At 68.8% G+C, this 17,423-nt stretch carries 17 protein-coding genes; 13 read left to right on the forward strand and 4 right to left on the reverse strand.

What is annotated here, in order from left to right; all coding sequences use genetic code 11:
- The first annotated feature begins 39 nt into the window (after positions 1-39).
- Positions 40-1,002 (forward strand): hypothetical protein, encoded by a 963-nt coding sequence (locus RAH40_RS15695; protein ID WP_306598508.1) that lies wholly within the window; start codon positions 40-42, stop codon positions 1,000-1,002.
- Here the strand turns inward: RAH40_RS15695 and RAH40_RS15700 are convergent.
- Together RAH40_RS15700 and RAH40_RS15705 are read right to left on the reverse strand one after the other, a co-directional pair.
- Entirely contained in the window at positions 984-1,760 is a 777-nt protein-coding gene (locus RAH40_RS15700; RefSeq protein WP_306598509.1) for a transglutaminase family protein, read from the reverse strand. The genes RAH40_RS15695 and RAH40_RS15700 overlap by 19 nt on opposite strands.
- A gap of 96 nt (positions 1,761-1,856) precedes the next feature.
- Positions 1,857-4,019, reverse strand: coding sequence for a nitric-oxide reductase large subunit (locus RAH40_RS15705; protein WP_306598510.1), 2,163 nt, complete (start codon positions 4,017-4,019; stop codon positions 1,857-1,859).
- Between the two features lie 184 nt (positions 4,020-4,203).
- Between RAH40_RS15705 and RAH40_RS15710 the strand changes: the two genes are divergently transcribed.
- The 12 genes from RAH40_RS15710 (at position 4,204) to RAH40_RS15765 (ending at position 16,447) form a co-directional block, all read left to right on the forward strand.
- The gene (locus RAH40_RS15710) at positions 4,204-5,256 is read left to right on the forward strand and encodes a complex I subunit 1 family protein (protein ID WP_306598511.1); all 1,053 of its coding nucleotides are present in this window, start codon (positions 4,204-4,206) and stop codon (positions 5,254-5,256) included.
- A 3-nt stretch (positions 5,257-5,259) separates the two neighbouring features.
- The gene (locus RAH40_RS15715) at positions 5,260-5,823 is read left to right on the forward strand and encodes an NADH-quinone oxidoreductase subunit I (protein ID WP_306598512.1); all 564 of its coding nucleotides are present in this window, start codon (positions 5,260-5,262) and stop codon (positions 5,821-5,823) included.
- Positions 5,824-5,832: 9 nt separating this feature from the next.
- Entirely contained in the window at positions 5,833-6,321 is a 489-nt protein-coding gene (locus RAH40_RS15720) for an NADH-quinone oxidoreductase subunit J (RefSeq protein ID WP_306598513.1), read from the forward strand.
- An 11-nt stretch (positions 6,322-6,332) separates the two neighbouring features.
- Positions 6,333-6,653, forward strand: coding sequence for an NADH-quinone oxidoreductase subunit NuoK (nuoK, locus tag RAH40_RS15725; protein ID WP_306598514.1), 321 nt, complete (start codon positions 6,333-6,335; stop codon positions 6,651-6,653).
- Between the two features lie 7 nt (positions 6,654-6,660).
- Positions 6,661-8,574, forward strand: a complete 1,914-nt coding sequence (gene nuoL / locus RAH40_RS15730) for an NADH-quinone oxidoreductase subunit L (RefSeq protein WP_306598515.1) — start codon at positions 6,661-6,663, stop codon at positions 8,572-8,574.
- Positions 8,575-8,581: 7 nt separating this feature from the next.
- A complete protein-coding gene (locus RAH40_RS15735) occupies positions 8,582-10,111 on the forward strand; it encodes a NuoM family protein (protein WP_306598516.1) in 1,530 nt (509 codons plus the stop codon).
- Entirely contained in the window at positions 10,108-11,595 is a 1,488-nt protein-coding gene (locus RAH40_RS15740; RefSeq protein WP_306598517.1) for an NADH-quinone oxidoreductase subunit N, read from the forward strand. The genes RAH40_RS15735 and RAH40_RS15740 overlap by 4 nt, the downstream gene beginning before the upstream one ends.
- Before the next feature lie 129 nt (positions 11,596-11,724).
- Positions 11,725-13,218, forward strand: coding sequence for an efflux RND transporter periplasmic adaptor subunit (locus RAH40_RS15745; protein ID WP_306598518.1), 1,494 nt, complete (start codon positions 11,725-11,727; stop codon positions 13,216-13,218).
- Positions 13,219-13,252: 34 nt separating this feature from the next.
- A complete protein-coding gene (locus RAH40_RS15750; protein WP_306598519.1) occupies positions 13,253-14,479 on the forward strand; it encodes an ABC transporter permease in 1,227 nt (408 codons plus the stop codon).
- Positions 14,472-15,701 carry an MFS transporter gene (locus tag RAH40_RS15755; RefSeq protein ID WP_306598520.1) on the forward strand — a complete coding sequence of 410 codons (1,230 nt, stop codon included), beginning with the start codon at positions 14,472-14,474 and terminating at the stop codon, positions 15,699-15,701. The genes RAH40_RS15750 and RAH40_RS15755 overlap by 8 nt, the downstream gene beginning before the upstream one ends.
- A gap of 60 nt (positions 15,702-15,761) precedes the next feature.
- Positions 15,762-16,046: a hypothetical protein gene (locus RAH40_RS15760; protein WP_306598521.1), complete on the forward strand. Its 285-nt coding sequence runs from the start codon at positions 15,762-15,764 to the stop codon at positions 16,044-16,046.
- The gene (locus tag RAH40_RS15765; protein WP_306598522.1) at positions 16,043-16,447 is read left to right on the forward strand and encodes a DUF2752 domain-containing protein; all 405 of its coding nucleotides are present in this window, start codon (positions 16,043-16,045) and stop codon (positions 16,445-16,447) included. The genes RAH40_RS15760 and RAH40_RS15765 overlap by 4 nt, the downstream gene beginning before the upstream one ends.
- A 31-nt stretch (positions 16,448-16,478) precedes the next feature.
- On the opposite strand, the gene tpx is transcribed toward RAH40_RS15765, so the two are convergent.
- Both tpx and RAH40_RS15775 read right to left on the reverse strand, forming a co-directional pair.
- Positions 16,479-16,979, reverse strand: a complete 501-nt coding sequence (gene tpx / locus RAH40_RS15770) for a thiol peroxidase (RefSeq protein ID WP_306598523.1) — start codon at positions 16,977-16,979, stop codon at positions 16,479-16,481.
- A 48-nt stretch (positions 16,980-17,027) separates the two neighbouring features.
- The gene (locus RAH40_RS15775; RefSeq protein ID WP_306598524.1) at positions 17,028-17,375 is read right to left on the reverse strand and encodes a hypothetical protein; all 348 of its coding nucleotides are present in this window, start codon (positions 17,373-17,375) and stop codon (positions 17,028-17,030) included.
- Between the last annotated feature and the right edge of the window lie 48 nt (positions 17,376-17,423).

Here is a 17,423-nt window from a genome sequence, read left to right on the forward strand (position 1 = left end):
CCTGGTGCCACGTTCACACGGGACAACGGGAGCAGGACCATGAAACTCCGAGTCGCACTGATGCTTGGGCTGGTCGTGGGGCTGGGCCTCGGCACCGGCTGCCGCCGGAAGAAGGCCGCGCCCCCCGTCACCGCCTGGCTGAACCTGGACCGGCAGCCCCCCGAGGAGGGCGCCATGGGCGTCCTGGACGGCCCCGGCAAGGGCCAGCAGGACTTCACCGTCTACTGGGTCAAGGCCCGCGGGGGGACCACCCTTCCCGGCCTGGAGTTCCTGGACTGGTTCAAGGGCCCCAAGCCCGAGAAGGTCATGGCCGTGGAATGCCTCAGCCTCTCCGGGCCCCTGGTCACGGGCGAGCCCAGCGAACACCCCGCCGTCTTCGCCCTGGACAAGGGGCGTGCCCTGGTGTGGGGCGGCCCCCTGGGCTGGGGCTGGGTGGACCTGGCCGCGAGCCGGGCCCAGGTGACGACCCTGGAGAGCCACCTGGAGGCCATCCTCGCCAACTCCCGCGTCTGTGTGAAGGAGCGCACCAGCCACGAGGGATGGACCCTGCACAACCGCCTCATGCTCAGCCTGGCCCTGCAGCCCGTGCGCACGGAACCCCGGGACGACGCTCCCTACGCCTCCAGCGGCTTCCCCGACGGGCGCATGGTGGGCGAGGCCCTGTGGCGCACCTCCGCCCCCCGGGAGTTCGCCCCCGGCCGCAACACCCCCCCCCACAGCCAGGAGGACCTGGACGTCCAGCGCACCCCCCGCAAGGTGCGGGACATCGTGGTCTCGCCCCTGGAGCGGCGCGGCGACTGGATCCAGGTGGCCTTCCCCGAGCCCGGCTACCCCACCTATCTCGTCGACGCCTCCGGCCTGGGGGAGAACGCCGACAACCAGGCCCTCCTGGTGAAATGGAGCGCGCAGCCGGCGGGCTGGATCCGGCTCTACCAGCGGGGGCCGGTGGAGGGGACCTCGATCCGGCTGTGGTCGTGGACCTATTACGGAAGCCGGGACTGAATCCGGACCGCCTTCAGCGGCCACAGCTGCGGCAGCGGCCCGGCGCCGCAGTCCGGGTAGTCCATCCCGAGGAACAGCCTGATGTGGTCCGGCGCGAGCCCCAGGCTTCCGGCCTGGGGGTCCGCGCCAAGCCAGCCGTGGCCCGGCAGGTAGCACTCGGCCCAGGCATGGACGAAGTCCGCGTCATTCTCCGGCGCGTAGAGGAGGCCCACGACGTACCGCGCCGGGATCCCCCGGCTCCGCATCAGGGCCACGAAGAGGCTCGCGTATTCGCTGCAGGTCCCGGTGCCCTCCCGCAGCACCGCGAGCGCGTCCTTCGGGGACGCCGTCCCTTCCGAGATGGCCTTGGCCAGGACCGGATCGTAGGTCACCGACCGCGACACGAGGGCCAGGCCCGCCCGGATGACCTCGAGGGTGCGGGTCCCGGGCAGGGCGGCCGCGAGTCTCGCGATCCCCGGGTCGCCGCACTGGATCCGGTCCGTGGGAAGGAGGAACCGGGCCACGGCCGGGTCGTATCGGAAGCGCGGGTCGAGGACCCCGTCGCCGGGCGGCCCCTCCCGGGTGTCGGGGACGACCACCACCGCGACCGATGACTTCCCCCGTTCTTCCAGGCTCCGCAGCTCCTGGGGGGGTGTCGCCAGGGCCTCCCTGGAAAGCCTCCGGGCCGTGATCCGGTAGGTCCGGGGGGACTCGGCGAAGGTCGGCAGGGAACCCAGGAGGAGGAGGCCCAGAAATCCTGCTCGGGCGATGGGTGGCACGAGGACCTCCGTGGGCTGTGCCTGAAGGATATCGCGGTACCCGGAAAGGGAAACGGCCCGCCCCGGAGGGCAGGCCGTTTCGGGCATGCAGGGGTTCTAGGCCTTGCGCCACTTCCAGGCGGCGACCACGGCCTTGACCGTGAACGCCGTCACCGCCAGGGCGCCGATGCCGAACAGCACGTCCCCGGGCAGCCGCAGCCAGGTGAAGGCCCGCATGAGGGGGCTCTGCACCACTTCGGCGCTGCGGGCGTACCATGTGCCGTGCTGCAGGCTCTGGACGATCTGGTGGAGGCCGCTGGGGATGAGGCTCATGACGAGCATCAGCACCAGGCCGAGGTTGAGGCCCCAGAAGCCGACCTTCAGCAGCCTGCCGTCCCAGGCGCGGTCGGGGGTCATGCCACGCAGCGCGAAGAGCATCAGGGCGATGGCGAGGAAGCCGTAGACCCCGAAGAGGGCCGCGTGGCTGTGGATGGGCGTGGTGTTGAGGCCCTGGCCGAAGTAGAGGATGGACGGGGGGTTGATCAGCATGCCGAAGACGCCGGCGCCGATGAGGTTCCAGAAGCAGACGGCGGCGAAATACTTGAAGGGCCACTCGTAGCCGCTGCCGAGAGCGCGGCCGGCCCGCAGGCTCTGGGCCAGCTCGAAGCCGACGATGGTGAGCGGGACGATCTCCAGGGCGCTGAACATGGAGCCCAGGGCCGAGATGAAGGCCGGGGAACCCGTGAAATAGAGGTGGTGGAAGGTGCCGATGATGCCGCTGCCCAGGAAGAGCACCATGCTGAGGTTCACGGTGCGCAGGGCGGTCTTCTCGCGCAGGAGGCCCAGGCGGGTGGAGAGCAGGGCGATGGCGACGGTGGCGAACACCTCGAAGAAGCCCTCGACCCAGAGATGGACCACCCACCAGCGCCAGTACTCGGCCAGGGCGAGGTTGGTCTCGCGGTTGTACATGAAGCCCGCGGAGTAGAAGAGGGGGATGGCGACGGCGGCCAGGAGGAAGAGCTTCAGGAGGCCCAGGCGGCCCTTCTCCTCGGCGAGCGCGGGGCGCAGGGCCCGCACGACCAGCACGAGCCAGCCCACCATGCCCACGGTGAGAAGGATCTGCCAGAGGCGGCCCAGCTCCACGTACTCGTAGCCCTGGTGACCCAGCATGAACGAGCCGCTGAGCTTGCCCAGGATGGCCTGCTGGCTGCCGGCGAGGGCGCCCACGACCACCACGACCAGGGCCAGGAGGAGGCCCGCGACGCCCAGGTACTGGCCCTTGGGCTCACGGCCGGCGAGCTTGGGGCCCAGGTAGAGGCCCGTGGCCAGCCAGCAGGTCGCGATCCAGAACACGGCGAGCTGCAGGTGCCAGGTGCGGGTGGCGGCGTAGGGCAGGATGCGGGAGAGGTCCACGCCGTAGACGGCGTTGGACTCGATGCCGAAGTGGACGGTGAGGACGCCCATGAAGATCTGGACGAGGAAGAGGGCCATGGCCACGGCGAAGTAGATCGCCGACCAGCGCTGGCTGGGGGTGGCGGGGGCGGGGACCATGGGCTTGGGGTCCGGGAAGGCCTCCTCGGGCTGCGAGGCCTGGAACCAGACCATGAGGCCCACGCCCAGGATCAGCAGGACGATGGAGAGGATGCTCCACAGGTGGCTGATGGGGGTGATCTGGTTGCCCACCAGGGATTCCTGGGGCCAGTTCTGGGTGTAGGAATGGTCCTCCCCCGGCCTGCGGGCCGCGGCGGTCCAGGCGGTCCAGAGGAAGAAATCGGCCACCCGCTCCCCTTCGGCCTTCGTGGGGATCCACCGGGCGGGGATCGAAGCGTCCTTGTCGCCCTCGGAGACCGTGCGGGCCAGCTCCTGCCGGGTGGCCACGTAGGCCGAGGCGCGGGCGGCGTCCAGCGTCAGGACCCCGTCCTTGAACGTGTTGGTCTGGAAGGCGGCCTGGGTGCGGGCCCGGGCCTCGGCGTCGGAGAGGCCGGCGGCCCGGGCCTGGGCCAGCGTCAGCTCGGCCCAGCGGTGAAGGGCCTTGGCCGTCCAGTCGGGGGCCAGGTAGGCCCCATGGCCCCACACGGACCCGATGTGCTGACCGCCGTGGCCCAGGTAACTCTTCTGGCCAGCCAGGATCTGCCCGGCGCCCACCAGTTCGCCCCCGTCGGGGCCCACCACGCTGGCGGGGATGGGCGGGGCGTTCAGGGCGATCTGCCTGCCCCCGATGCCCAGCACCCCGAAGCTGGCGATGAGCACCAGAAGAAGAATGAGCCAACGTTGTTTCATGACTACCTCCAGCGACCAGCCTGGAGGACGCGGCCCGCCCCCGCCTTGATCCGGGTCAAGGGACCCTCTTTTTCCTCGCCCGGAACCCGGTATGCTAACAACCACGCCGTTTGTTCTTATATGATCCCCCTGGTAATTTGGAAGAGCCGGGCTTCCCAGTGGAAGCCTGCCGGAAAGCTGCCCGATGGAATTCCTAGCCCGACTCCTGCACCTCCAGCCCCAGACCTTCTGGATGATCGCCAAGGTGATCATCGTCTTCGCGGGTCCCCTGACCCTGGCCGCCATCCTCACCTGGGTGGAGCGCCGGGGCAGCGCCATGATCCAGGACCGCATCGGCCCCAACCGGGCCCTGCTCTTCGGACGCTGGCGCCTCCTGGGCCTGCCCCAGCTGGCCGCGGACGGCATCAAGTTCTTCCTGAAGGAGGACCTGGTCACCACCGACGCCAACAAGCTCCTCTTCTGGCTGGCCCCCTTCATGGCCTTCGTGCCGGCCATGATGGGCTTCGCGGTCATCCCCTTCGGCCGGGCCCTGGTGTCGGGCGGCCAGACCTACCACATGAGCCTCCTGGAGCCCGGCAACGGCATGGGGATGCTCTACCCCCTGGCCATCGGCTCCGTGGCGGTGTACGGCATCCTCACCGCCGCCTGGTCCAGCAACAACAAGTGGTCGATCCTGGGCGGCATGCGCGCCTCGGCCCAGATGGTCAGCTACGAGCTCGCCATGAGCCTGGCGGTGGTGGCCATCTTCCTGCGCACCGGGGGCTACGATCCCCACGAGATCATCAATCACCAGGCCGTCATCTGGAACGTGGTGCCGCAGTTCTTCGGCTTCCTGGTGTTCTTCGTGTGCATGTTCGCCGAGACCAACCGGCTCCCCTTCGACTTCGCCGAGGGCGAGAGCGAGATCGTCGCCGGCTTCCACACCGAGTACGGCTCCATGAAGTTCGCGCTGCTCCAGCTCTCGGAGTACGTGCACATCGTCACGGCCGCCGCCCTCATCGTCACGCTCTACTTCGGCGGCTGGCAGGTGCCCTTCGTGGCCGCGCCTTCCGTCTCGCTCTCCATCGCCGCCTTCGTCCTCAAGCTGGTCTTCTTCTGCTGGGTCTTCATCTGGATCCGGTGGACCGTGCCCCGCTTCCGGTTCGACCAGCTGATGTTCATGGGCTGGAAGGTGATGCTCCCCTTGAGTCTGGGCAATCTCATGGTGCAGGCGTTCCTCATGTACAGGCGGGGTTGAACCATGGCAGTCATCGTCAAGAAGGTCGAACTCACCTGGGTGGACCGCACCTACGTGATCCCCGTGCTCCAGGGCATGGCGATCACCATGAAGCACTTCCTCAAGCAGATCTTCACCCGGAGCCGGGACCGGTTCACGGTCCAGTACCCCGACTGGAAGCGCGAAGTGGGCCCGGGCTACCGCGGCCTCCACGAGCTCAAGCGCTTCGAGGACGGGTCCATCAAGTGTGTGGCCTGCTTCATGTGCGCCGAGGCCTGCCCGGCCCGGTGCATCACCATCGAGGCCGACGCCTACGGCGACCTCAACAAGTCCCAGGGCTTCGACGAGAAGCGTCCCGCGGTCTTCAAGATCGACATGCTCCGGTGCATCTACTGCGGCATGTGCGAGGAGGCCTGCCCCAAGGACGCCATCTGGCTGCGCGGCGACTACGAACAGGCGTCCTACGACCGGCTTTCCATGCAGTTCGGCAAGTGGGACCTCATGAACACCTATGCGGACAAGGACGGCAAGGCCAGGATCACCCAGGATCCCACGCCCTCGGTCCCCCGTAATCCGACCTCGCTGTAGGACCCGCCCATGTTCCTGATATTCGCCCTCATCACCCTGCTCGGCGGGCTCTCCCTGGCCTTCCAGAAGAACCTCGTCGTGGCCGGGCTCTGCATGGTGCTCACCTTCTTCGGGGTGGCGGGCCTGTTCCTGCTGCTGGCCAACCCCGTGGCCGCGGCCCTGCAGGTCATCGTCTACTCCGGCGCCATCGTCGTCCTGCTCCTGTTCGTCATCATGCTCCTGAGCGCCCACGAGGAGGAGGAGGCCCTGAAGGCCCATCCCATCCAGCGCTGGGGCTCGGTCGTGGCCGCCCTGGCCCTGGCGGGCGGGGCCGTGAAGGTGGTGCTGGCCTCCGGCATCCTCCGGTCGCCCCGGCCCGTGGGCGTGCCGCCCCCCATGAACCTCGACGCCCTGGGCAACGCCCTGTTCAACAACCACCTCGCCGCCTTCGAGATCGTCGGGCTGCTGCTCCTGGCGACCATGGTCGGGGCCGTGGTCCTGGTGAAGAGGGACCTGTGATGGAGCCGACCGTGACCACCCTCCTTCAAGGCAGCCTCCAGGGGTACGTCCTGGTGGCCCTGCTGCTCTTCGTCATCGGCTTCTTCATCGTGCTGAGCCGGCGCACCGTCCTGGTCCAGTTCATGGGCGTCGAGCTCATGCTCAACGCCGCCAACATCGCGCTCCTGGCCTTCGCCCGGGCGAGGGGCGGGGACGTGCAGGGCACGGTCTTCTACCTCTTCATCATCGCGGTGGCCGCGTGCGAGGCCGCCGTGGGCCTGGCGCTGGTGGTGGGCCTGTTCCGCCACCGCACCACCACCGACACCGACCGCGCCGACGCGCTCAAGCTGTGAGGGCATGATGCAGAGAATCGCCTGGCTCATCCCCGTCCTGCCCCTCCTGGGCTCCGCCTTCCACGGCCTCCTCGGGAAGAGGGCGGGCAAGGCCGCCGTCACCGCCGTGGCCCTGGGCACCGTGGGCGCCTCCTTCGCCCTGGCCCTGGCCCTCTTCTTCGCCGCCAAGGCCGCCCCCGGGCACCGCCTCGACCTGGCCTACTTCGACTGGATGGCCGTGGGCGACCTGCGGGTTCCCTTCGGCCTCGTCTTCGACCCCCTCAGCTCCGTCATGGCCCTGGTCGTGGCGGGCATCGGCCTGCTGATCCACCTCTACTCCGTGGGCTACATGTGGGAGGAGGAGGGCTACGCCCGGTATTTCTGCTACCTGAACCTGTTCGTCTTCTTCATGCTCACCCTGGTGCTGGGCTCCTCCCTGCCGCTCCTGTTCGTGGGCTGGGAAGGGGTGGGCCTCTGCAGCTACCTGCTCATCGGCTACTACTTCGAGACCGAGCTCGCCTCGGCGGCGGGCCTGAAGGCCTTCCTGTTCAACCGCGTGGGCGACCTGGGCATGATCGTGGGCATGATGGCGCTCTTCGCGGCCTTCGGCACGCTGACCGTGGGCGACATCCTGGGCAGGGCCGGGCACCTGGCCCCCGAGGCCTCCTTCGGCGTGATCACCTTCGCCACGCTGATGATGTTCGTGGGCGCCACCGGCAAGAGCGCCCAGATACCGCTGTACCTTTGGCTGCCCGACGCCATGGCGGGCCCCACCCCCGTCAGCGCCCTCATCCACGCCGCCACCATGGTCACCTCCGGCATCTACCTCATCTGCCGGCTGGCGCCCCTCTACGAGCTGGCCCCCACGACGATGACCATCGTGGCCTGGACGGGCGGCATCACGGCGCTGTTCGCCGCGACCATCGGCCTCTTCCAGCGCGACATCAAGAAGGTGCTGGCCTACTCCACCGTGAGCCAGCTGGGCTACATGTTCCTGGGCCTGGGCGCCGCGGGCTTCGCCGCCGGGTTCTTCCACGTGTTCACCCACGCCTGGTTCAAGGCCCTCCTCTTCCTGGGCGCCGGCAGCGTCATCCACGGCCTGCACCACCAGCAGGACCTCTTCAGGATGGGCGGCCTGAAGGACAGGATGCCCGTGACCTTCTGGACCATGCTCATCGCGACGCTCTGCATCATGGGCTTCCCGGGCACCTCGGGCTTCTTCAGCAAGGACGAGATCCTCTACCTGGCCTTCCTCAAGAGCCCCGCGCTCTACGTCGTCGGCCTCCTGGGCGCCGTGTGCACCGCCTTCTACATGTGGCGCCTCATGGCCTTGACCTTCTGGGGCAAGCCCCGGGACCACCACGCCCATGAGCATGCCCACGAGAGCCCCTGGACCATGACCCTGCCCCTGGCGCTGCTCGCCGCGGGCGCGCTCCTGGCGGGCCTGCTGGGCCTCCCGAAGATCTGGGGCGGGACCTTCGCCATCGAGGGCTGGCTGGAGCCCGCCCTGGCCTTCGGCAAGGCCGAGGCGCCCGGGGCCGCCGAGCACGGCAGCCACGCGCTGGCGTGGGGCCTCATGGCGCTGAGCACCACCCTGGCGCTCGCCAGCGGCCTGGCGGGCTTCCTCATCTACCGCAAGGGCACCGCCTCCGAGGAGGCCTTCGCCGAGCGGAACCCGGCCCTGTACCGCGTGCTCGCCAACAAGTACTTCGTGGACGAGGGCGTGGAGGCGGGCCTCCTCGCCCCGGTGCGCTGGATCGCCAACCTCGCCTGGAAATTCTTCGACGTCATCCTCATCGACGGCGTCGGCGTGAACCTTCCCGGGGCCCTGGCCCGCATCGCCGGCGACTTCACCGCTCGGACCCAGACGGGCCGGGTGCGCAACTACGCTCTGGGCATGGCCTTCGGGACCGTGCTCCTGCTCTGGATCTTCTTGAGGTAGCCGCCCCGTGATCACGCCCTGGATGAACTCCCACCTGCTGACCTTCCTGGTCTTCGCCCCCTTCGCCTGGGGCGCCCTCCTGCTGCTCTTCCCGGAGCGCCAGGCGCCCCTGGTCAAGCTCCTGGCCGTGCTGGGCGCCGCGGGCGTCCTGGCCGTGGCCGCCGCGCAGCTCCTTCGGGGCCAGCCCGACGCCCTGGGGCAGGTGGCCGTCGAACGCTTCCACTGGTTCTCGGCCGTGGGCATCCCGGTGGAGTACCACCTCTCGGCGGACGGCCTCAACCTCTGGCTGGTGATCCTCACCGTCTTCCTGGTGCCGCTGACCATGCTCGGCACCTGGAACAGCCTCCCGAACCGCCCCGGAACCGCCTTCGCGCTGCTGCTGATGCTGGAGTCCGGCATGCTGGGGGCCCTGGTGGCCCAGGACCTGCTGCTGTTCTACCTGTTCTGGGAGGCCATGCTGCTCCCGATGTACTTCCTCATCGGCGTGTGGGGCGGCGCGGAGCGGCGCTACGCGGCCACCAAGTTCCTGCTCTTCACCCTCTCGGGCTCCCTGCTCTGGCTGGTGGCCCTGCTCTACACCGCCGGCAAGGCCGGCAGCTTCGCCCCGGGCGTCATGGCCCAGGCCGTGCAGGCCCTGCCCGGGAAGACCCAGGGCACGCTCTTCATCGCCTTCGCGCTGGCCTTCGCCATCAAGGTTCCGCTCTTCCCCCTCCACACCTGGCTTCCCGACGCCCACACCGAGGCGCCCACGGCGGGCTCGGTGATCCTGGCCGGCGTTCTGCTGAAGCTGGGCTCCTACGGGTTCCTCCGCTTCGCCTTCCCGATCTTCCCGGACGCGGCGCGCCACTTCTCGCTGCTGCTGGCGGGCCTGTCGGTGGCCGCCATCATCTACGGCGCCCTGGTGGCCATGGTGCAGACCGACATCAAGAAACTGGTGGCCTACTCCTCCGTCAGCCACATGGGCTTCGTGATGCTGGGCATCGCCTCCATGACCGTCATCGGCACCCAGGGGGCCATGCTCCAGATGCTCAACCACGGCATCTCCACGGGCGCCCTCTTCATCCTGGTGGGCATGCTCTACGACCGGGCCCATACCCGGCGCATCGCCGACTTCGGCGGAGTTGCGCTGAAGATGCCCGTCTTCACGGCGTTCTTCATGATCGTGACGCTCAGCAGCATCGGCCTCCCGCTCACCAACGGCTTCGCCGGGGAGTTCCTCATCCTCAACGGCACGTACCTGTCGGGCTTCCACTGGGGCAAGGCCGCGGCCGTGGTCGCGACCCTGGGCGTGCTGCTCAGCGCGGCCTACATGCTCTGGATGGTCAAGCGCGTCTTCTGGGGACCGGCCAACCCGGATCCCGAAAGCGGCACGGCCCACCTCCACGCGGACCTGAACCTGCGCGAGGTGGCGGTCCTGCTGCCGCTGGTGGTCCTGATCTTCTGGATGGGCATCCATCCCGAGACCTTCCTCGGCCAGTCCGAAGCCCACGTGTCCCGGGCCCTCCTCCAGACCGCCGGTGGCGAGGTGAAGCGATGATGATCACCGCGAGCGAACTCTCCGCCATCCTGCCGCTCCTCATCCCGGCCCTGGGGGCGTGCCTCCTGCCGCTGGCCGCGCTGGACAAGGACCAGGCCACGGTCAAGTGGGTCCGGGGCGCCATGTTCTTCATGGCCCTTTTCTGCCTGGCCGGGGGTTTCTTCTACATCACCCGCCTGTGGGCCACCGGGGCGCAGCCGGCCTACGGCGCCATCCACATGGACCGCCTGGCGCAGTTCGCCGGGATCTTCGTGCTGGTGGCCGCGGCCCTGGCCGTGCTCCAGCTGTGGGACCACCTCCACCAGGAGGGCTGGGTGAAGGGGGAGACCCTGAGCCTGCTCCTCTTCTCCGCGGTGGGCATGATCCTCTTCGTGGCCGCCTCGAACCTCATCCTGCTGTTCCTGGGACTGGAACTGCTCTCCCTGCCCCTGTACGCCCTCACCGCCACGGTGCGGACCCGCGCCAAGGCCTTCGAGGGAGGCATGAAGTACTTCATCACCGGGGCCGTGGCCGCCTCCAGCTTCCTCATGGGCTCGGTGCTCCTGTACGGCGTCACGGGCTCCCTGGAGATCGTCGCCGTGGGCCAGGCCCTGGCCTCCCGCACCCCCGACGCCATCGCCCTGACCGGGGCCGCCCTCCTCATGATGGGCTTCCTCTTCAAGGTCAGCTCCGTGCCCTTCCACCAGTGGACGCCGGACGTGTACGAGGCCGCTCCCCATCCCATCTCCGGCTTCATGTCCGTGGCCACCAAGGGCGTGGCCATCCTGGCCCTCCTGCGGGTGCTGGGCGCCGGCATCCCGGCGCCCGGTTCCCTGCGCATCCAGGCCGCCCTGGCCGTGGTGGCCATCCTCACCCTCGTGGTGGGCAACCTGGCCGCCCTGGCCCAGAACAACATCAAGCGGATGCTGGCCTATTCCAGCATCAGCCACGCCGGCTACATCCTCCTGGGCCTGGTGGCCGGCACCCCCGCCGCCTATGGCGGAATCATCTTCTACCTCGTGTCCTACCTCGTCATGAACATGGGCGCCTTCGGCATCCTCACCTGCCTGGGCCTGGTGGGCGACAAGACCACCTTCGACGACGTGAAGGGGATGGGCTGGAAGCGGCCCGACCTGGCCATCGCGGCGAGCCTGTGCCTCTTCGGTCTGGCGGGCATCCCCCCCATGGCCGGCTTCTACGGCAAGTACATGATTTTCAAGGAATTGATTCTCCAGGGGCATGTCGCCATGGCGGTGACCGGCGTCCTGGCCAGCCTGGTGTCCGTGTACTACTACTTCCGCCTTCCCGTGGCCCTGTTCCTGGAAAAGCCCACCGAGAAGGCCGAACGGGAGGCCTCGGAGCGCCCAGCCCTGCGGGCCCCCCTGGCCGGGGCCGCGGTGCTGGTGTGCGGGATCCTGGTGGTGGTCATCGGACTCTTCCCCGGGACCCTCTACACGGCCTTCGCATGGCGGGTGGTGACGGACACATTCCCCTTCCTGCGCTGAGAGGGCCTCCCCTTTTGCAGACACCCTCTGAGATCCGGTCACAATTCGGCCTTCGGGCTCAACCTTTTTGCCGATCCGTGCCTCACATGGCAAGGTAGAGGTATCTGAACCCTTGGCTTCGAGGTAATTATGAGTCGAAAAGTCTGGATCGTCACCGCTGTGGCCGTGGTCCTGGTGGGCGCCGGCGCCGCCTACCTCATCAAGGGCCCCAAGGAAGAGATCAAGTGGCGCACGGCCAAGGTCGACAAGGGCGGCATCACGGCCCGCATCAGCGCCACCGGGACCCTGAACGCCCTCATCCAGGTGCCGGTGGGCACCCAGGTCTCGGGCGTCGTCACGGGCATCTACGCCGACTTCAACAGCCTCGTCAAGAAGGGCCAGGTCATCGGGAAGATCGACGAGACGCCCTGGCTCACCCAGATCCAGGACGCCCAGGCCACCCTGGACCGCTGCAAGGCCTCGCTCCTCAACGCCCAGATCGACTACAAGCGCAACAAGCAGCTCCACGAGCAGAAGCTCCTGTCGGACGCCGACCTGGACGCCAAGGAGCTGGTCCTGAAGACCGCCCAGGGCAACCTGGATTCCGCCAAGGCCGGCGTGGTCCGCGCCAAGACGAACCTGGACTACTGCACCCTCCGGGCGCCGGTGGACGGCGTCGTGGTGAACCGCCTGGTGGACGTGGGCCAGACCGTGGCGGCCAGCTTCAGCACCCCCAACATGTTCACCATCGCCCAGGACCTGTCCAAGATGAAGGTCCAGGCCGCCATCGACGAGGCCGACATCGGCCAGGTGCAGGTCGGGCAGCGGGCCTTCTTCACCGTGGACAGCTATCCCGACAAGCAGTTCCGGGGGGTGGTGAGCCAGGTGCAGCTCAATCCCGTGGTCAACCAGAACGTGGTCACCTACCTGGTGGTCATGGAAGTGAACAACGAACCCCGCAACGCGGCCCCCGAGGGGCTCAAGCGGGAAGGCGGGGATAGGGCGGGCGGCCAGCAGGGCCCGCGTGGGGGCGCTCCCTCCCCTGCTGGCTGGCATGGCGCCGAGGGGCGTCCCGGCGGCATGCGCCAGGAAGGCGGCCATGCTCGTCCTGCCGGCAAGCCGGTCCTCATGGGCAAACCCCAGACGGCCGACCTCGAATCCAGCACGGCCCGCTACATCCTGCCGGGCAGCCCGGTCTACCGGGGCGATCTGGCCCTGTTCCCGGGCATGACGGCCAACTGCACCATCGTCACCAAGGAGCGGGACCAGGTCCTGCGGGTGCCCAGCGCGGCCCTGCGGTTCAACCCCGCGGCCTTCCTCAAGGACGCGGCGCCCAAGACCCCGGGCGCCGGCCCGGCAGCCGGTCAGCAGGCCGGTGGCCAGCAGCGCCCCGGCGGCGGTGGCGCCCGTCCGGGCGGTTCCGGCAAGGGCATGGTGTCCCGCCGGGAGGACCGGGTCTGGATCCTGGTGGACGGCAAGCCCAAGGCCCTGCCCGTGAAGGTGGGGGCCAGCGACGGCATGTTCACCGAGGTCAGCGGCGAAGGCGTCACGGAGGGGATCGTGGTGCTCACCGGCGTCGAGGACCTGAAGAAGTCGGCGCAGACCGCCGCTCCCATCGGCGCTCCCGGCGGCATGCGCCGCTGATGCGGCGCAGCCCCATCCTTCCGGAGACCCGGTCATGAACGTTCTCGACTTCATCAAGCTGGCGCTGTTCGCCATCACCCGGAACAAGACCCGGGCCTTCCTCACCATGCTCGGCATCATCATCGGCGTGGGCGCGGTCATCGCCATGATCGGCATCGGCCAGGGGTCCAAGAAGGCCTCCATCGACATCATCCAGAACATGGGCTCCAACATGCTGACCATCTTCAACGGCGGCGGCAGCTCCAACAGCGCCCGGGGCCCCATGGGCATGGGCTCGGTCCCGATCCTCCTGGAGGAGGACGCCGGGCTCATCGAGCGGGACCTCTCCGGTTCGACCGTGGTCGCGGCCACGCCGCAGGTGCGGGCCAACCGCGCCATCATCTACCAGAACAACAACACGGTCTCCACCGTGCAGGGATCGGGCGTCCAGTTCATCCAGATCCGGGGCTGGGAGGTGCAGCAGGGGCGGTTCTTCACGGAACAGGAAACCAAGGGGCAGGCCAAGGTCTGCGTCCTGGGCACCACCGTGCGCGACACGCTCTTCCCCAACGGCGAGGAGCCCATCGGCAAGATCATCCGCATCGCCGCGCTGCCTTTCGAGGTCGTCGGCATCCTGGAGTCCAAGGGCGCCGGCATGATGGGCGACCAGGACGACATCGTGGTCGCCCCCTACACGACGGTCATGCACAAGATCGTCGGGACCGACCGCATCCAGAACATCCTCGTGAGTGCGCAGGAGGGCAAGGCGGACCTGGCCGAGATGGAGATCACCGCGCTCCTGCGCCAGCGCCTGCGCCTGACGCCCAAGGACGAGAACCCCTTCATGATCCGCAAGCAGGACGACTGGGTGAAGATGCAGGACCAGCAGGCCAGCGTCCTCACCACCTTCCTGGCCATGGCCGCGAGCATCTCCCTCATCGTGGGCGGCATCGGCATCTCGAACATCATGCTCGTGAGCGTCACCGAGCGCACGCGGGAGATCGGCGTGCGCCGGGCCCTGGGCGCGACCCGCCACAGCGTGCTCATGCAGTTCCTCACCGAGGCCGTGGTGCTGTCCATCCTGGGCGGCCTCCTGGGGGTGGCCATCGCCTACCTGATCATCTGGATCCTCAAGTTCACCGCGGTCCTCCCGGCCGTGGCCGAGCCCTGGGCCGTGGCCCTGGGCCTGGGCTTCTCGGGGGTGGTGGGCATCGTCGCCGGGTTCCTCCCGGCGCTGAAGGCCGCGAACCTGAACGTGATCGACGCGCTCAGATATGAGTAGTGATCCGGGCCATGATGCCTACCAGTCCCTGCGGTACCCCGAGTACCGCTGGTTCCTGGGGGGGATCTTCGCGTTCACGGTGGCCACGCAGATCCAGACCCTGGCCATGGCCTGGCAGGTGTACCACATCACCCACGACCCCCTGTCCCTGGGCCTCATCGGCCTGGCGGAGGCGATCCCCTTCCTGACCCTCACCCTGGTGGGCGGCTGGGCCGCGGACCGCAGGGACCGGAGGACGCTTTCCCTCCTGTCCATGGCCGTCATGCTCACGGGAGGGCTCCTGCTCCTGGCCATGAACACGGGCAGGGTCCCCCAGGCTGCCTGGCCCTTCTATGCCATCCAGGCCCTGGCCGGCCTGGGCCGCGCCTTCTTCCGGCCCGCCTCCCAGGCGCTGGCGACGGAACTGGTGCCCCGGGAGGCCTACCAGAACGCCGCGACCTGGCGCAGCTCCTCCTTCCAGCTCGCGCAGGTCACGGGGCCCGCGTTCGGCGGGCTCCTGTACAGCTTCGGGAGCGCCGCGCTGGCCTACCAGGTGGAGGTCCTGCTGATGGGCCTGGCCCTCGTCATGATCCTCCAGGTGCTGCCCCACCCCCGCACGCCGTCCAAGACGCCCATCCTCCAGAACCTGGGCGAAGGGGTGACGTTCGTGTTCACCCACAACCTCGTGCTGGGCGCCCTGAGCCTGGACCTCTTCGCGGTGCTCTTCGGCGGCGCCGTGGCCATGCTGCCGGTCTTCGCGGCCGAAATCCTCCGGGTCGGCCCCCAGGGCCTGGGGGTCCTCCGGGCCGCGCCCGCCGTGGGTTCCGTGGCCATGGGCTTCTGGCAGGCCCACCATCCGCCCCGCAACCACGCCGGCACGATCCTGCTCATCTGCGTGGGCTGCTTCGGGTTGTGCTGGATCGGCTTCGCGCTCTCCAGCGTGTTCTGGGTCTCCCTGATCCTCCTGGCCGCCAGCGGCGCCATGGACAGCGTGAGCATGGTGCTTCGCGGAACCCTGGTGCAGACCCGCACCCCGCCCGAGATGATGGGCCGGGTCCAGGCCGTCAACGGCTTCTTCATCGGCTCCAGCAACGAACTGGGCAGCTTCGAGTCCGGCCTCGCCGCGCGCCTCTTGGGCGTGGTGCCCTCCGTGGTGTTCGGGGGCCTGATGACCCTGGGCGTCGTGGGGGCCATCGCCTGGAGGGTTCCCGAGCTCCGCCGCCTCAAGCGCATCGCCGGCTGAAGGGATTGATCGCGCCGGCTCCCGCGGCCACCATGGGGTAGTCCCCTTCCCGGAGCCCGCATGAACGAGTACGCCCCCCAGGGCCCCAGGCCGCACCGCGGCGGCATGATCCTCGCCTTCGGCATCGTCGGCTTCCTCTGCTGCTTCGTCTTCGCCATCCTCGCCTGGGTCATGGGCGGTTCCGACCTCAAGGAGATGGCCGCGGGCCGCATGGACCGCTCCGGAGAGGGACAGACCAGGGCCGGGTGGATCCTGGGCATCATCGCGACCATCCTCGGCATCCTCGGGCTCCTGGGCGTGATCGCCGCCATCGCAATCCCGTTCCTCCTCAGTCACCGGATGTGAGGCTCGAGCCCGCCCCCAGGTTCCCCCGGGTCCCGGTCTGGGCCCTGGCCGCGGCCCTGGCATTCTCCGCCCTGGCCGGGGTCGAGGCGCTCCTGGAACGGCATTGGGGGGTGGAGGTGGCCACCTGCATGTTCAAGCGCCTCACGGGCCATCCGTGCCCCACCTGCGGCGCCACCCGGGGGGCGCTGGCGCTGCTGAACGGGCATCCCTGGCGGGCCTTCCTCTGGAACCCCCTGCTGATGACCGCGGGTTTGGCCGCGGTGGCGTGGTTCGCCTTCAGGGCCGCCACGGGCCTGACCCCGCGCTTCGAATGGACCCGGACGGAGCGCAGGCTGGCCTTGTGCGGCCTCGCCGCCGCCGTCCTGGCCAACTGGGCCTACCTGATCCACAGGGGAATCTGACAAGCCCTCTTTCCTCGGGGAACCTCGGCCCCTAGTTCAGCACCTTGAGCGCGGCCTCGTAGTTGGGCTCCTGGGCGATCTCGGGGACCAGTTCCGTGTGGACCACCTTCCCCGTCTCGTCCAGCACCACCACGGCGCGGGCCAGCAGACCGCGCAGGGGGCCGTCGATGAGGGTCACGCCGTACGCCTTGCCGAATTCGGGGGTCCGGAAGGCGGAGGCGGGGACGACGTTGTCCAGGCCTTCCGCGGCGCAGAAGCGGCCGGCGGCGAAGGGCAGGTCCACGGACACGCACAGGACCACCGTGTTGGCGGCCTTGGAGGCCTGGGCGTTGAAGGTGCGGACCGAGGTGGCGCAGGTGGGCGTGTCGATGCTCGGGAAGATGTTCAGGACCACCCGCTGGCCCTTGAAGTCCGCCAGGGAGACCTCGGAGAGGTCCTTGCGCGTCAGCGTGAAGGTCGGGGCGGGGTTGCCGGCCTTGGGCAGGTCGCCGACGGTGTGGATGGGGTTCCCTTTGAGGGTGATCTGGGCCATGGTGTCTCCTTGCGGGCCGAAAAGCCCATGCCCCATTATCACTCCTTTTTAATATCCCAACCCCATCGGATATATTCTCTGGGCGACATTCCCCCCGGATCGGATGGTGTTCGTGTCCATCCAGGGGGCCGCCGGGATGTCGGCGGGGTTGGGCATCTTCACGCTGAAAAGGCGCATCCTCCCCTCCAGGATCCGGATGCCGGTGGACACCCTGGGCAGGGGGAGGGCGTATTCCCCCTCCACCACCACCACCGCCTGGCCCACCTCGGCCAGGGACCACTTCACGAACGCCGCCACGTCCGCGGCCACGGGCAGGGGCTTGCGCAGGCCCTGGACGGCGGGGAGGGTGGGCCCGGGGGAGGGGGTCAGGGCAAGGGCGAGGAGCACGGGGAGCATGTATCCAGAATGCGGCCGCGGGCCTCCGGGTTCCCGTAAACTGGGTCA

Origin of the sequence: Geothrix sp. 21YS21S-2, from assembly GCF_030846775.1 — a bacterium.
Classification (GTDB): domain Bacteria; phylum Acidobacteriota; class Holophagae; order Holophagales; family Holophagaceae; genus Mesoterricola.